Origin of the sequence: Pseudolactococcus laudensis (assembly GCF_013449735.1) — a bacterium.
Lineage (GTDB): Bacteria > Bacillota > Bacilli > Lactobacillales > Streptococcaceae > Pseudolactococcus > Pseudolactococcus laudensis.
On sequence record NZ_JACBNY010000001.1, the window covers coordinates 82,969 to 96,552 of the forward strand.

14 protein-coding genes and 1 pseudogene are annotated in these 13,584 nt (G+C 38.3%); all 15 read left to right on the plus strand.

Features of this window, described 5'->3' with window-relative positions; all coding sequences use genetic code 11:
• Positions 1-64: 64 nt before the first annotated feature.
• The 15 genes and pseudogenes from codY to HZR21_RS00495 all read left to right on the plus strand — a co-directional run bounded on the left by codY (position 65) and on the right by HZR21_RS00495 (position 13,526).
• Positions 65-853 (plus strand): GTP-sensing pleiotropic transcriptional regulator CodY, encoded by a 789-nt coding sequence (gene codY, locus HZR21_RS00435; RefSeq protein ID WP_003140473.1) that lies wholly within the window; start codon positions 65-67, stop codon positions 851-853.
• A gap of 432 nt (positions 854-1,285) precedes the next feature.
• The gene (aspS, locus tag HZR21_RS00440; protein ID WP_180745473.1) at positions 1,286-3,049 is read left to right on the plus strand and encodes an aspartate--tRNA ligase; all 1,764 of its coding nucleotides are present in this window, start codon (positions 1,286-1,288) and stop codon (positions 3,047-3,049) included.
• A gap of 231 nt (positions 3,050-3,280) precedes the next feature.
• Positions 3,281-3,574 carry an Asp-tRNA(Asn)/Glu-tRNA(Gln) amidotransferase subunit GatC gene (gatC, locus tag HZR21_RS00445; protein WP_180745474.1) on the plus strand — a complete coding sequence of 98 codons (294 nt, stop codon included), beginning with the start codon at positions 3,281-3,283 and terminating at the stop codon, positions 3,572-3,574.
• A 2-nt stretch (positions 3,575-3,576) separates the two neighbouring features.
• Positions 3,577-5,025 (plus strand): Asp-tRNA(Asn)/Glu-tRNA(Gln) amidotransferase subunit GatA, encoded by a 1,449-nt coding sequence (gatA, locus tag HZR21_RS00450; RefSeq protein WP_180745476.1) that lies wholly within the window; start codon positions 3,577-3,579, stop codon positions 5,023-5,025.
• Between the two features lie 2 nt (positions 5,026-5,027).
• Positions 5,028-5,633: an NUDIX hydrolase gene (locus HZR21_RS00455; RefSeq protein WP_180745478.1), complete on the plus strand. Its 606-nt coding sequence runs from the start codon at positions 5,028-5,030 to the stop codon at positions 5,631-5,633.
• Positions 5,634-5,666: 33 nt separating this feature from the next.
• A complete protein-coding gene (gatB, locus tag HZR21_RS00460; RefSeq protein WP_180745480.1) occupies positions 5,667-7,097 on the plus strand; it encodes an Asp-tRNA(Asn)/Glu-tRNA(Gln) amidotransferase subunit GatB in 1,431 nt (476 codons plus the stop codon).
• Between the two features lie 210 nt (positions 7,098-7,307).
• On the plus strand, positions 7,308-7,916 hold the full coding sequence (locus tag HZR21_RS11660; RefSeq protein ID WP_246307760.1) for an MFS transporter: 609 nt from the start codon (positions 7,308-7,310) through the stop codon (positions 7,914-7,916).
• The gene (locus HZR21_RS11665) at positions 7,913-8,716 is read left to right on the plus strand and encodes an MFS transporter (protein ID WP_246307761.1); all 804 of its coding nucleotides are present in this window, start codon (positions 7,913-7,915) and stop codon (positions 8,714-8,716) included. Before HZR21_RS11660 ends, HZR21_RS11665 begins: the two co-directional genes overlap by 4 nt.
• Positions 8,717-8,941: 225 nt before the next feature.
• The gene (locus HZR21_RS00470; RefSeq protein ID WP_180745481.1) at positions 8,942-9,742 is read left to right on the plus strand and encodes an SDR family oxidoreductase; all 801 of its coding nucleotides are present in this window, start codon (positions 8,942-8,944) and stop codon (positions 9,740-9,742) included.
• Positions 9,743-9,832: 90 nt separating this feature from the next.
• Positions 9,833-9,901, plus strand: a complete 69-nt coding sequence (locus HZR21_RS12115) for a hypothetical protein (RefSeq protein ID WP_374940015.1) — start codon at positions 9,833-9,835, stop codon at positions 9,899-9,901.
• Positions 9,888-10,046 (plus strand): annotated as a pseudogene (locus HZR21_RS00475) (PTS glucitol/sorbitol transporter subunit IIB); the annotation flags it as partial. The gene HZR21_RS12115 and the pseudogene HZR21_RS00475, both read left to right, overlap by 14 nt.
• Before the next feature lie 10 nt (positions 10,047-10,056).
• A complete protein-coding gene (locus tag HZR21_RS00480; RefSeq protein WP_180745483.1) occupies positions 10,057-10,413 on the plus strand; it encodes a PTS glucitol/sorbitol transporter subunit IIA in 357 nt (118 codons plus the stop codon).
• Positions 10,414-10,596: 183 nt separating this feature from the next.
• On the plus strand, positions 10,597-11,256 hold the full coding sequence (locus HZR21_RS00485; protein ID WP_180745485.1) for an HAD family hydrolase: 660 nt from the start codon (positions 10,597-10,599) through the stop codon (positions 11,254-11,256).
• A gap of 658 nt (positions 11,257-11,914) precedes the next feature.
• Positions 11,915-12,670, plus strand: a complete 756-nt coding sequence (locus HZR21_RS00490) for an ABC transporter ATP-binding protein (protein WP_180745487.1) — start codon at positions 11,915-11,917, stop codon at positions 12,668-12,670.
• On the plus strand, positions 12,660-13,526 hold the full coding sequence (locus HZR21_RS00495; RefSeq protein WP_246307762.1) for an ABC transporter substrate-binding protein: 867 nt from the start codon (positions 12,660-12,662) through the stop codon (positions 13,524-13,526). The genes HZR21_RS00490 and HZR21_RS00495 overlap by 11 nt, the downstream gene beginning before the upstream one ends.
• Positions 13,527-13,584: the final 58 nt, after the last annotated feature.

The window sequence follows — 13,584 nt, forward strand, 5'->3', positions numbered from 1 at the left end:
TTGTATTTCTGATTTGTTATTGTTATAATAAAGCTATAGAATCTTTTTTAAAAATAGGAGAAGTATGACTACTTTATTAGAAAAAACAAGAAGAATTACGGCGATTTTGCAAGAAGGGCTTAACAACTCTAGCGAAGAATTACCGTATAACGGCCTATCAGAACGCTTATCAGCGGTAATTGATTGTAACTCTGTTGTCATTGATGGCAAGGGTGTTGTGCTTGGCTATGCCATGCCTTATAAAACAAACAATGACCGTGTTGAAGCGATGTTTGATAAACGCAAATTATCAGATGAGTATGTTCAAGTCGCATCACGTACTTATGATACTGAGGCTAACTTGCCTTCAGATGCGATGTTGTCACTTTACCCACAAGAAGTTGTCAAGGATCATCCTGACGGTAAAACGACGGTTGCGCCAATTTATGGTAGTGGCTTGCGTTTAGGAACATTTATCATCTGGCGTAATGAAGAAGCGTTTAGTGATGATGATCTTGTTTTGGTTGAATTGGCAACGACGGTTATCGGGATTCAATTGTCAAATCTTCAAATCGAGAAGATGGAAGAAAATATCCGTAAAGCAGCAGCTGTTAATATGGCTGTTAGCACACTTTCTTATTCTGAAATGAAAGCTGTAAAAGCAATCCTTGAAGAATTAGGTGGCATTGAAGGTCGTTTGACAGCCTCTGTAATTGCTGATAAAATTGGTATTACACGTTCAGTAATTGTGAATGCTCTTCGTAAACTTGAGTCAGCAGGGATTATTGAATCTCGCTCACTTGGTATGAAGGGAACTTACCTTAAAGTTGTTAATTCAGGTATTTATGAAAAACTTGAAGGTCGTAACTTTTAAGGTTGTTTAGTTAATGAATTTTGAAGCTACCCTAACCAAAATAGCAGTAGTCTTAACACGAATCAGTTGAGAGAGCGCCTGTTGCTGAGAATGGCGCCTGATGTTTAAGATGAAGAACACTATTTTGATGCAATTAAATAAAACAAGTAAAGGCTATTGCACTCCAAATTTTGATTTTGGCGCAGTGGCGAATTAAGGTGGCACCACGAATTTCGTCCTTTTCTGACGATATTTGGGGTGCTATTTTTGTTAAGTTTTCTGTCGCAAAACTGCTAAATCAGTGGTCTAGTGTCTATCGGTTCTAAGAAAAACACCGTTGCGCTAGGGTCATACACCATTGACGTAAATAACTAAATAATTCTAAATTTTAAGATATATCGATGTATGCCTATGGTAAAATAGGTTAAGCACGATAATAAGTAGAGGGAAAATATGAGAACAAAAACGATTGAGACAATTTCGAAACAAGGCGAAACCGTTACGGTAAAGGGTTGGGTAAATTCGCGTCGTGACCATGGTGGTGTCATTTTTATTGATTTGCGTGACTTTTCTGGTCTTTTGCAAGTTGTGATTCAACCTGAAAAAGTAGACAATTTTTCAGCTGCTGAGCATTTGCGTGATGAATATGCCATTTCAGTCACAGGGACGATTCGCCCGCGTGGTGAAGGTCTTGCCAACCCTAATTTGGAGACGGGTGAGATTGAGTTGGTGGCAGATGAGCTGGCGATTTTGAATGCATCACAACCTTTGCCGATTTCACTCAATGAAAGCAATAAATCAAGCGAAGATTTGCGTTTGAAATACCGTTATTTGGATTTACGTCGTCCTAAAATGCAAGAAACTTTGAAACAACGTGCTAAATATCTATCATTTATCCGTCGTTTCATGGAAGACCAAGACTTTTTGGAAGTGCAAACGCCGATTTTGGCTAATTCTTCACCAGAGGGTGCGCGTGACTTCTTAATTCCAAGTCGTATCCATTCTGGTAAATTCTATGCCTTGCCACAAGCGCCACAACAGTTTAAACAGTTGCTCATGGTCGGTGGTATTGATAAATACTATCAAATCGCGCCATGTTTCCGTGATGAAGACCCACGTGCAGACAGACTTTATGGTGATTTCTACCAGCTTGATTTGGAGCGCGCCTTTGTAGAAGATGGCGAAGAGATTCGTTCAGAGATGGAAGTCTTAATCCAAAATCTGGTGAAAGATTTTGCGGGTAAAGAGCTTGGCTCAGAAGATATTCCACGTATTTCTTATGAAGATGCTATGAACATCTATGGTAGTGATAAGCCTGACTTGCGCTTTGGCATGACTTTGGTTGACTTAGATGAAACGCTTGCGACGACTGAATTTGCTGTCTTTAAAAATGCTAAAAAAGTTAAAGCGATTTGTGTTAAAGGTGCTGCTAGCTTGTCACGCTCACAAATTGATAATTTCACTGAAATCGCTAAAAAAGAAGGTGCTGGCGGTTTGGCTTACTTGACTTATGTCGATGGTGGCATCAAATCACCGATTGCTAAATTCTTGACAGAGGCTGAATTGGCTGAAATTACAGCCAAAACGGGTGCTGAAGATGGCGATATCGTCTTCTTTGGTGCGGGTAAACCTGCCATCGTTAACCGTGTACTCGGTCGTATGCGTAATGAATTTGCGGATTTCTACGACCTCAAAGATAAAAATAAAGTAGCACTTTGCTGGGTTGTTGATTTTCCATTTTACGAATACGACGAACAAAATCGCAAAGTTGACTTTGGTCATAACCCATTTTCATTGCCAAAAGGTGGTGTTCAAACGCTTGAGGCAGCGAAAACAGATGCGGATAAGTTAGCGATTAAGGCAGACCAGTATGACATGGTCATGAATGGTTATGAAATTTGTTCAGGTGCTGTTCGTAACTACAATCCAGAAGTGATGTATAAAGCTTTTGAAGTGATTGGGTATGACAAATACTTTGTTGAGCAAAAATTTGGGGCTATGTTAGAAGCTTTCAAATTTGGTGCGCCACCACATGCTGGTTGTGCCTTTGGTCTTGAGCGTATCTTTATGGTCTTGACTGGTGAAGAGAACATCCGCGAAGTTGTTGCCTTTCCGAAAAGTGCGGCAGGCGTTGACTTGATGATGGATTCACCGAGCGATGTTGACCCGAAACAATTAAATGAATTGAAATTAGTTTTGGATATTGATTTTGACTAAAAGTATCAAAAACTGATATAATATACTCAATTAACCAAATAAAACAAACATTTTTGGGCTATTTTCCGCCACTTCATCGTTGATTAGTCTTGCCGTACACCTGTACGTCTTCGCCTTATCGCCTTGCATTGGCAAAGAACTATCTCAAAAATTTGTTCCTTTTCTTGAGTTAAATGAGTATGAAACATGAAATTATAGGTTTGATTCCCGAAAAAAACAGAGGAGAAATCAATGGAAATCACAAAAAATGACGTGAAACACGTCGCGAATTTGTCAAAATTAGCCTTTGATGAAGCAGAAACTGCTGAATTTGCTGGCACATTGACAAAAATCGTTGATATGTTTATGAAATTAGAAGAAGTAGATACAACAGGTGTCCCATTTACATCAAATGTGGCAGATAATATCAATGCTTGGCGTGAAGATGTTGCGGTTGCAGGCTGGGATCGCGACGAGTTGTTCAAAAACGTGCCAGAAGCTGAAGGTGGCTTTATTAAAGTACCCGCAATTATGGAGGATAACTAAGCATGACAACGATTAAAGCACTCCATGATAAATTGGTCAAGAAAGAAATTTCAGCAGTTGAGCTTGCCAAAGCAACCCTGAAAGATATCAAAGATCGTGAAAGTAAAGTTGATAGCTTTATCACGATTACAGAAGATGAGGCACTTGCACAAGCTGCTGCCATTGACGAGCGTGGGATTGACGCATCGAACCCAGTGTCTGGTATTCCGATTGCTGTGAAAGACAATATCTCGACAAAAGGGATTTTGACAACAGCAGCATCAAAAATGCTCTATAACTATGAGCCAGTTTTTGATGCGACTTCTGTCGAAAAATTATATGCTAACGACATGATTATCGTTGGTAAAACTAACATGGATGAGTTTGCCATGGGTGGGTCAACTGAAAATTCAGCTTTCAAACCAACGAAAAATGCTTGGGATGAAACGAAAGTTCCTGGTGGGTCATCAGGTGGTTCTGCGACAGCTGTTGCGGCTAATCAAGTCTTACTCTCACTAGGTTCAGATACAGGTGGCTCAATCCGTCAACCCGCATCATTTAATGGTGTGGTGGGTCTCAAACCAACTTATGGTCGTATTTCGCGTTTTGGTCTGATTGCCTTTGGTTCATCACTTGACCAAATCGGGCCATTTTCACAAAATGTTGAAGATAACGCTCTTTTGCTCAACGCTGTTTCAGATTACGATCCAAAAGATTCAACCTCTTCAAAAGTTGCAGTCCCTGATTTCACATCTAAAATCGGTCAAGATGTTAAAGGCTTGAAGATTGCCTTGCCAAAAGAATATTTAGGTGAAGGGATCGATCCTCAGGTAAAAGAACAAGTCTTAGCTGCGGCTAAACACTTTGAAAAACTTGGGGCAATCGTTGAAGAAGTAAGTTTGCCACATAGCAAATATGGCGTGGCTGTTTACTACATCATCGCCTCATCAGAAGCTAGCTCAAACTTGCAACGTTTTGACGGGATCCGTTATGGTTTCCGTGCAGAAGATGCGGTTGACTTGGAAGATATCTATGTCAAAACACGCTCGCAAGGTTTCGGTGAAGAAGTGAAACGTCGCATTATGCTTGGGACATTTAGCTTATCATCTGGTTACTACGATGCTTACTTCAAGAAAGCTGGGCAAGTTCGGACTTTGATCATGCAAGATTTCCAAAAAGTCTTTGAAAACTATGACCTCATCATTGGCCCAACAGCACCGACTGTTGCCTATGATTTGGATACACAAGGTCATGATCCAGTTGCCATGTATTTGGCTGACTTGTTGACAATTCCTGTCAATTTGGCAGGTTTACCTGGTATTTCAATTCCTGCAGGTCAAGTTGAAGGCTTGCCAGTAGGTCTGCAAATCATTGGTAAAGCCTTTGACGAAGCAACGATTTACCAAGCAGCAGCAGCTTTTGAAGCGACGACTGATTTCCATAAAAATAAGCCAGTCATTTTTGGTGCCTAAATATGTCAGTTGACCAATTGATTAAGCGGTTGAATGCCATTGCTGATGCAGGTTTGATTTATGGCAAGAATGCCTTTGATTTGGAACGCTATCAGGATATCAAAGATGTCTTGCGTGATTTAACAGGCGATTTGTCAGATTTAACACCAGCAGAACTTAGTGATTTATTTCTTCCGACTAGCCATTATCCCACACCGATGATTGATGTCCGAGCCTTTGTTAAAAACGATGATGGTAATGTTTTGCTCGTTCGTGATCAAGCAAAAGGGGATTGGGCCTTACCTGGTGGATATGGTGAAATTGGTTTTTCACCTAGCGAGAATGTTCTTAAAGAGTTAGTAGAAGAAGCAGGTGTCACAGGTGAAGTTGTTCGCTTGTTAGCTGTTTTTGACACGAATAAGTGGCAACCGCAAGGTCGCCAGCATTATAAGCTTGTCTTTGAATGTCGTGCTTTAAGTCAAGACTTTAAAGTGAATAGTGAAACGTCAGAAATCGGTTATTTTAACTTGGAGACTCTAACTGTTCCTTTGTCTGAAAAGCGCAATACACGCTCGCAACTGAACTTGCTAGAGGAGTTATCTCAAACAGGTAAGCAACACATCGATTAGGCATTGACTCAAACAATAAATGGAGAAAAATAAATGAATTTTGAAACAGTCATTGGACTAGAAGTCCATGTCGAGTTGAACACCAACTCGAAAATTTTCTCACCAGCGCCTGCGCACTTTGGTGCAGGACCAAATGAGAATACCAATATTGTCGATTGGAGTTTTCCAGGTGTTTTACCTGTCATGAATAAAGGTGTCATCGAGTCTGGGATTAAAGCAGCACTTGCTTTAAACATGGATATCCACCAAAACATGCACTTCGACCGCAAGAACTATTTCTACCCTGATAATCCCAAAGCCTACCAAATTTCACAATTTGATGAGCCGATTGGTTATAATGGATCGATTGAAATTGAGTTGGAAGACGGGACTAAGAAGACACTTCGGATTGAACGTGCTCACTTAGAAGAAGATGCAGGGAAAAATACACACGGCACAGACGGCTACTCTTACGTCGACCTAAACCGTCAAGGTATCCCTTTGATTGAAATCGTATCAGAAGCCGACATGCGCTCCCCTGAGGAAGCATACGCTTACTTGACTGCAATTAAGGAAATTATCCAGTACACGGGTATTTCTGATGTGAAGATGGAAGAAGGCTCAATGCGTTGTGATGCCAATATTTCTCTACGTCCTTATGGTCAAGAAGAATTTGGTGTGAAAACTGAGTTGAAAAACCTGAATTCCTTTAACTTTGTCCGCAAAGGTTTGGAATATGAAGTGGCGCGTCAAGCCAAAGTTTTGCGCTCTGGCGTTGTGATTCAGCAAGAAACACGTCGTTACGATGAAAAAACAGGTGAGACGACTTTGATGCGTGTTAAAGAAGGCTCGTCAGATTACCGTTACTTCCCAGAACCTGATCTACCGCGTTTTGAGATTTCAGATGAGTGGATAGAAGAAGTTCGGGCAACCTTGCCAGAGTTTCCGAAAGCACGTCGTGCTAAATATGTGGCTGAGCTAGGGCTTTCTGACTACGATGCGGCACAAATCACAGCAGCAAAAGATACGGCTGATTTCTTCGAAGCGGCGGTAAATGCGGGTGCGGATGCGAAATTGGCATCTAACTGGTTGCAAGGTGAGGTCGCACAATACCTTAACGCTGAGGGTAAAAAGCTTTCAGAAATTGGTTTAACACCAGAAAACTTGACTGAAATGCTCAAGCTCATCGCTGACGGCACGATTTCGTCAAAAATTGCCAAGAAAGTTTTCGTTGAATTGGCGAAAAATGGTGGTTCTGCTGAAGCCTTCGTTAAGAAAGCTGGCTTGATTCAAATTTCAGATCCTGCTGTTTTGGTACCAATCATTACAGATGTCTTGGCTAAGAATGAAAAAGCTGTCAACGATTATAAAGACGGCAATAAAAATTCTGCCAAAGCCTTAATTGGTCAACTTATGAAAGCAACTAAAGGACAAGCCAATCCACAAGTTGTTCAAGAGTTGTTGTACGCTGAACTAGATAAATAAACATGAGTGTATCATCTTGACTAGATTTGTAGGATGATAAAAGAAAAACTGATTCGGATGATGCATTTGAGTCGGTTTTTCTTTATTAAAATGCTTGAATATGATACCATGAGAAGATGGCTTTAAAATAGTCTGCTTGTTTAATCAAATAAGTAGCTATCCGCTAGAATAAAAATCTAGTATAAAAACAAGGAGGTTCTAAAAAACACGATGACAGACAATACAAATGACAAAATATCGCCCAAATTAATTGCGGCGATTTTAGCAACAGGTATTCTTAATTTTGCCGGCATTACAGTTGAAACGGCTATGAATATTACTTTTCCGATTTTAATTGAGCAATTTAATATTGGGATTTCGACAGTTCAGTGGATGACGACACTTTATTTATTAGTCGTCGCAGCAACTGTTCCAATCTCTTCATTTTTGAAACGTCGTTTCACACTTAAAAAATTATTTATCGTTGCTAATCTCTGTTTTATTGCAGGGGTTGTGCTAGATATTATAGCACCAAGTTTCTCGATTTTATTATTGGGGCGTTTTGCTCAGGGTGTTGGGACAGGGATTGCCTTGCCTTTGATGTTTAATATTATCTTGGAACAAGTACCACGTCAAAAATTAGGGACAATGATTGGACTTGGAACCTTAATTACAGCAGTTGCGCCAACGGTTGGCCCAACCTTTGGTGGCGTTATGGCAAGTTCACTGGGATGGCGTTATATTTTCATCTGCCTGCTACCAATCTTGATTTTCTCTTTTATCTTAGGGATTATGACTATTGAGCAAAAACCGAGCCTCAGAAAATTAAATTGGACGTGATAAGTTTCATTGCAATCGTTGCGACACTGGTTGGTTTTATTTATAGTCTCAGTAACTTGAGTGCTATGCCATTTATGAGTTTACACGTTTTAGGTGCTTTTGTGATGGGTGCAATTGGACTTGGGGTATTCATTTATCGTTCCAATCGTCAAGAGAGTCCTTTGATTAACTTAGTTGTGTTCAAAAATGTATCTTTTGATGGACATGCTATCAGTTCTTTTATTTTATTGGCCTCTTTATTAGGACTTAATCTTGTGCTGCCTAACTATATCCAGTTGGTGAATGGTGACTCAGCAGTTGCAGCAGGACTAGCAGTCTTGCCAGGCACGATTTTGAATGCGGTCTGCGTTTCTTTTAGTTGCCGCATTTACGATGCGATTGGTGCAGCTAAACCGATTTTATTTGGTACTTCGCTTTCAATTGTTTCTTTAGTTCTCTTTTGTGTCATGAGTGGGAATTTGACTAACTTAACGATTTCAATTCTCTTTGCTATCTACTGTATTGGCTTTGGTTTGACCTCAGGTAATGTCTTGACAAATGGTCTAGCTCAGTTGCCCAAGGACTTACAAACAGATGGTAATGCAGCCATTATGACGCTGCAACAATTCGCGGGTGCTTTTGGGACATCAATCACTGCCATTATTATTGCCTTTAGTCAAAAATTAGCCATTTCTAAAGTTATTGGTACCCAACATGGCTCACGAAACGCCTTGATTCTATTCTTAATCATGGCAGCTTTGGAATTTGCGATTTTATATTTTGTGATTAAGGTTTATCGTCAAGAAAAAAAGGTTTCATGAGTTTGTGCAGAATATCGAATGATTAAATAAGAATCCTTAACTTGAGGATTCTTTTTTGTGGACAAATAACTGTTAAAGTGTGAAAATTTAAGTAATAGAAGTTATCATTAAAATGGTGATGACACAACTCAAACAATTTATTATCAATAAAAAAATAAAAGCGTGACTTAATCAATCTATTGAAAGCGATTATAATTGAACTGTAAAGAAAAGGAGGCATCTTAAATGTCAGATTGGTTAAATATCGCAGGAAAAGTTTATGTTGTGACAGGTGGGTCGTCAGGTATTGGTAAAGCAATTGTTGATGAGTTACTTGAAAGTGGTGCTAATGTTGCAAATTTGGACTTGAATGAAAATGATACAAAAAATGAACACTATCTGTTTATTAAAACGGATGTGACAAATCATGAGTCCGTTGCTGCAGCAGTATCAGAAATTGTTGCTAAATTTGGAACGATTAATGGATTGGTAAATAATGCAGGTATCAATATGCCACGTTTACTTGTAGATGTGAAACATCCTGGCGGCGAATACGAATTATCAGAAAGTGCATTTGATAAAATTTTCTCGATTAATGTTAAAGGTGCTTATATTGTTGCTCAATGTGTCTCACGGGTTATGGCTACTCATGATGGTGGTGTTATCGTTAATATGTCATCTGAAGCTGGTCTTGGAGGGTCAGAGGGTCAGTCTCCTTATGCTGCTTCAAAAGCTGCCATTAACGGATTTACACAGTCATGGTCTAAGGAATTAGCCCGTCATGATATTCGTGTGGTCGGTGTTTCACCTGGTATTATAGAAGAAACTGGTTTGCGTACCCTTGCTTACGAGGAGTCTTTGGCTTATACACGTGGTAAAACGGTTGATGAATTACGATCAGGTTACAGTAATACAAGTGCAACACCGCTTGGTCGTAGTGGCAAATTATCTGAGGTTGCGGATTTGGTAGCTTACTTTTTGAGTGACCGTGCAAGTTATATTACAGGTGTGACGACAAATGTTGCGGGTGGTAAATCACGAGGATAATCAGGAATTAGATTGAGGTAGAAAGTGGCATTAGTCGTAAGATTTACACAAATTTTAGAATTTTTGGTGGCTAAAGGTCAAGCGACGGAAATGCAGCTTTCTCACTTGATCAAAGCGAGTGAGCAGACGGTTAGATCTGTTATGACGCAATGGTTGTGATTTCATTCCGGTCAGTCTTGGTTTGATGGAAGCCGAATCTGAAACAGTTGAAGTTGGTGTTCCCAGTGTGCTTTATTCACGTTTCTTGAATGGTTTACCGCGTGTTGTTGTTGCTTGGTTAGCAAGTTTTGGATTATATAGATAAGGAAGAAAAGATGACGGTTTTTACAACTCAAATTAAAGCGATTGGTCCCGAAGCACAAAGCTTGAGAGAAAGTCAAATGATGATTTTATTTGGCGAAGAGGCACCCGCAATGTTAGCTGAATTTTGTTATACGATTGAGGTCAAGTCGATTCATGATGCTATCAAAGTCGGGCAAAATATTATTTTTGATGATGTTCCCTACTTTATTACAGCAGTTGGTGATGTAGTTAAACAAAATTTAACATCGCTTGGTCATATTACGATTAAATTTGATGGGGCGCGTGAAGCTGAATTACCTGGTACGCTTTATGTTGAGGGAAAAAGCTTACCAAATGTACAGGTTGGTTCAACAATTGAGATTGTTTAACCAAAGAATATCTCAGTCGTTAAAATATAGGAAAATTGCATTTAAGGCTACATTATGTGAGTAGCTAGAAAAGCAATTTTTTGTTAATTGTCGTTTTTTGGGAGAGATAGAAAATAAGCAAATTTGTTACTTTTATAAGACTAGCGTATTAATGAATGACAGATAAATAAGAGGTTTTGATTAATGATAAAAATAGTAATATTTGATATGGATGGTGTTTTAGTTGACTCAGAGTATACCTTTTTGGAAACGAAAACAGATATGTTAAAGACAGCTGGTTTTCCTAAAGATGTTAGTTACCAGTATCAATTTATGGGGACAACTTTCGAAGTGATGTGGACCATAATGAAAGAAGAACTTGGTCTACCTGAGTCCATTTCATTTTATATTAATGACATGAATGAAAGACGTGAGGTGATGATAGCAAGAGATGGTATTCGTGCTATCAAAGGGGCGCAGGATTTAGTGAAACGACTTTTTGAAGCTGGTTTCAAATTAGCAGTTGCCTCTTCTTCTCCTAAACATGAGATTGTGCGAGCAATGACTGAGTTAGGACTTGTTGACTATTTTGAAGTGTTAGTGAGTGGAGAAGAAGTGGCGCATTCTAAACCAGCACCTGATGTCTTTTTAGAAGCAGCAGAAAGGCTAGGTGTTTCTGCTCAAGATGCGATAATCATTGAAGATACGAAAAATGGCAGTTTAGCTGCTAGACGAGCTGGTGCTTATGTGATTGGCTTTGAAAATCCTAATTATCCAGCTCAAGATTTGAGCAACGCTGATATCATTGTTACAGATTATCAAGAACTGACAATCGAGAAACTCCAGAATTTAAAAGTAATTTGAGAGTAAGAAATTGTGGAGTTGGGATAAAAAAACTCCTAAAATAGGCTATGAATGATTTCTAATGTTAATAGAAATTGTTCATAGCCTATTTTTGTATCATTTTCCGAAAAAATTGTAAAACAACATTATGACTCCATTGAGAACAATTACGAAATTGGTATTCTTTTGGCAAAACAATGCGAAATTGGTAAAAATAAACTGGTAGGTTTACTTTTCTCTTTTGATGACTGAAGTCTTTTGTCCCAGTTTCTTTATAAAATTTTCCATAAGAGATGTCAACTACTGGTTGAAAACATTTATAATCATAACTTAATAAAATAAATGTTTTTGATTTTTAAAGATAAAACAAAAGTATTATTTATGTGTTATTTACATTATGTTTTCTTAATATTTACTATATTTTTACATTAACCTAACTTACCACGTGTTAGAATGAGTGTATTAGTGAAAGGGTGGTGGTGAGCGAAGGCGAAAATAGAGACGTGTATATAATAAAATAATAATGATATTTTACAGGTGTCTATGTGGGAAAATGAAAGAAATATTTAATTTATTGATGTGCTTATAAACCATTAGGTCTATGGTGAGAGGAATCATGAGAATATTTTTTTGAGATAAGTTACAGAGACGTGTAAATAACTAGAAAGTTAAGGGACTAATGATTGATTTGCAGCATGTTTCAAAATCGTTTAATGGTATAACTGTCTTGGATGACATATCATTAAAGGTTCAAAAGGGGGAGACAATTGCGATTCTAGGCTCATCTGGTAGTGGTAAAACAACCCTACTTAATATCATTTTAGGTTTATTGCAACCTGATAGCGGTAAGATTATTTGTGATGGACGAGATATCACAAAAGAAAGTATGAAAAAAAGAGCTTTTAATATTGTTTTTCAAGATTATGCTTTATTTCCTAATTTATCAGTTGAGAAAAATATTGTTTACGGTTTACGCAATAAAAAAGGGCTATCATCAGCTAAAGAAGTGGCAGATTTGATTGAGTTATTATATTTAAGTAGACACCTTAAAAAGTCTATTAATCAACTCTCTGGGGGACAAAAACAACGTGTAGCATTAGCACGAACGCTTGTCATGAAACCTAGAATTTTACTTTTAGATGAGCCTTTGTCAGCATTGGATGGTGTCATTAAAGAGAATATTAAAAATCGAATAAAGGAAATTGTTCAACAATTTCAATTAACCACTTTTATTGTGACACATGACCCAGAAGAAGCTTTGACAATGAGTGATAAAATTTTAGTGCTTGATCAAGGACGCATCGTCCAGTTTGATTCGCCGAAAAATATAATTCATCATCCAAGTTCAGCATTTGCAGAGCGTTTTATCTTGCAACAACTCCTTATCAAGAGACATAATATTTTCCAACTGTTCGGAGAAAATGATGCGGGATAATAAAAAAAATGTGATGTTGACATTTAGCTTGATAGGGATATTTTTCTTAGTCTTTCTGATTTTTCCTCTTCTGACTATTTTCTATCAAGCATTTGTCTCAAATTCGACCATTAATTTGACGAACTTTAAAAATTTAATCAGTAATTCTGTCATTCGAACTTCCTTTATTGATAGTTTAATGATTTCTTTTCAGACGAGTTTGCTTGCAACTTTAATAGGCTTTGTTTTTGCCTATTGTGTGAATTTCACGACTGTTTTCAAGGGCTATAAACGTTTAATAGGGACTTTAATTATCTTACCAATGTTGGTGCCAACGATTGTATATGGCTTTGCTATCATCTATAGTTTTGGTAAGCAAGGAATTATCACGCGTCTAGTAGGGTTTCAACTCTTAGCTAACCCAATCTATAAAAATACAATCGCCATACCCAATATCAATTCTTCCTCGACTGCTTGGTTAATGATTCAAGCTTTGATTGATACCTATGGGGAGTCGGAAGCCAAAACCATTTTTGCTAAAATCCTTGATAATGTTGGACCTAACCTTGAAGATTCTGGCTCAGGTCCAATCAAAAAATTACGAACGGGTGAAGTTGCGGTTGGCTTTGGTTTGCGTCAACAAGGTATTGTGGATGAAAAAGCAGGTCTGCCAATCAAGGTGGTAGAAGTTAAGGAAGGCAATTATTTATTAACTGAATCTGTTGCACTTTTGAAACATAAAACAATGAATCCAAATGATAAAAAGTGGCTGAAATTCTTGCCAATGATACTCGAAAAGCTCTGCAAGAATATTATCCAGCAGCACTTTATCAAGGTGAAGATGCGACGGCAGCCAAACGTTTTCCAAAACCTTTGACGCTTGAGTTATTAAAATCTCATCAAGTATTTGCGGAAGAAGCCAAGGGGAAATAAAC

Excerpts from the sequence above, each read along its gene's own strand:
- HZR21_RS00455 (WP_180745478.1), top strand. The coding sequence starts at position 5,028 with ATGTCAGTTGACCAATTGATTAAGCGGTTGAATGCCATTGCTGATGCA.
- HZR21_RS00480 (WP_180745483.1), top strand. The coding sequence starts at position 10,057 with ATGACGGTTTTTACAACTCAAATTAAAGCGATTGGTCCCGAAGCACAA.
- gatB (WP_180745480.1), top strand. The coding sequence starts at position 5,667 with ATGAATTTTGAAACAGTCATTGGACTAGAAGTCCATGTCGAGTTGAAC.
- HZR21_RS00495 (WP_246307762.1), top strand. The coding sequence starts at position 12,660 with ATGCGGGATAATAAAAAAAATGTGATGTTGACATTTAGCTTGATAGGG.
- gatC (WP_180745474.1), top strand. The coding sequence starts at position 3,281 with ATGGAAATCACAAAAAATGACGTGAAACACGTCGCGAATTTGTCAAAA.
- gatA (WP_180745476.1), top strand. The coding sequence starts at position 3,577 with ATGACAACGATTAAAGCACTCCATGATAAATTGGTCAAGAAAGAAATT.
- HZR21_RS11660 (WP_246307760.1), top strand. The coding sequence starts at position 7,308 with ATGACAGACAATACAAATGACAAAATATCGCCCAAATTAATTGCGGCG.
- aspS (WP_180745473.1), top strand. The coding sequence starts at position 1,286 with ATGAGAACAAAAACGATTGAGACAATTTCGAAACAAGGCGAAACCGTT.
- HZR21_RS00490 (WP_180745487.1), top strand. The coding sequence starts at position 11,915 with ATGATTGATTTGCAGCATGTTTCAAAATCGTTTAATGGTATAACTGTC.
- codY (WP_003140473.1), top strand. The coding sequence starts at position 65 with ATGACTACTTTATTAGAAAAAACAAGAAGAATTACGGCGATTTTGCAA.
- HZR21_RS00485 (WP_180745485.1), top strand. The coding sequence starts at position 10,597 with ATGATAAAAATAGTAATATTTGATATGGATGGTGTTTTAGTTGACTCA.
- HZR21_RS00470 (WP_180745481.1), top strand. The coding sequence starts at position 8,942 with ATGTCAGATTGGTTAAATATCGCAGGAAAAGTTTATGTTGTGACAGGT.